Here is a 1,239-nt window from a genome sequence, read left to right as displayed (position 1 = left end):
TTAGCTGTATTTTGGTGTTTTTTTTCGAAAGCTGATGAATTCCTGTGTGCGAGGCTACCCAAGTAAATTCATTTTCTGTATCAAAAATATTAAAAGAAGTCTCATAGAAATCTTTCCCTTTAGGCAATAAAATTTTATTAGATTTATTTTCATTAGCACAAATCAACCCTAAATTTGTAGACAGCCATATTGGATATTTATGATCTTCTATAATTTTAATATCCCATATAAACAAACCTCCTTTAGAATCGTTGCCTAGGATATTTAGTTTTTTAAAGGTTTTATTTTCTACAGAATATTTGTAGAAAGCTTTTCCAAATTCATTAAAATACAATGTGTTTTTATCTGATGAAAGCCCCATAATAACGGCATCTGTATTTGCATTAACTTGTAAATGTTGAAATTCTTTTTTGTAATAATCAATGTAAAAAACGCCTCCTAAAGTACCTATCCAAAGGTTACCAATATCATCTTTATATATACTTCTTACTTGCAGATTTAAAGATGTTTCATTTTTAATCAATTGCTTTTTTCTAAGTTTTTTTGTGTTTGTGTGATATTCAAACAAACCATCATTAGTTCCTATGAATAGTATATTTTTATTTATTTCTAATAATTTAGTAGGTTGAATATTATTTGGTAATTCAGGAATTGAAGAGTGAAAATTATTTATTTTATAATCTGATTTTGGTAGCCAAATTTTTTGAGAATACTTACCAAAATGAATTTGTTTTCTAACCCCTATGTTACTTTTTATGTTAACGATTTCTGTAGAGTTCTCGGTAATACTATCAAGACTACCTTCTCTAGAATTAATCCAAACTTTTTTGTTATCTGAAGTGATACAAAAACTATTATATTTTTTAGATATAAATCGAAATTCTTTTGATTTTATATCAAAAAAACCAGCTTTCCCTAATGTATTAAACCAGATTTTATCTTCGTCAACTAAAAGTAATTCTTTTATATCTAAATCTTTATCTTCACTTTTGTAATTAATAAAGGTCTCATTAATAGGGTTATAAAGACTTATTCCTTTTTTAGTGGCTATCCACAAATTGCCTTGTTGATCTTTTAATAAACTTCTGCAAACATTGGATGCTATTGAACTATTTTCTTCTGGATTATGGTAAAACTTTGTAAACGAATAACCATTATACCTATTCAAACCATTATCAGTCGCAAACCAAACAAAGTCTTTAGTATCTTTTTGAATATCATAAACAATGTTATTAGACA

Annotated in this window: 1 protein-coding gene; it reads right to left on the bottom strand. The window is 26.6% G+C overall.

Features of this window, described 5'->3' with window-relative positions:
* On the bottom strand, positions 1–1,239 hold a 1,239-nt coding region (locus ACTG3S_RS04765), incomplete at both ends, for a ligand-binding sensor domain-containing protein (protein ID WP_439128234.1).

The organism is Polaribacter sp. (genome assembly GCF_965656025.1).
GTDB lineage: Bacteria > Bacteroidota > Bacteroidia > Flavobacteriales > Flavobacteriaceae > Polaribacter.
Note: the sequence above shows the minus strand (reverse complement) of the source record. Positions and strands in the feature narration are given on the sequence as shown.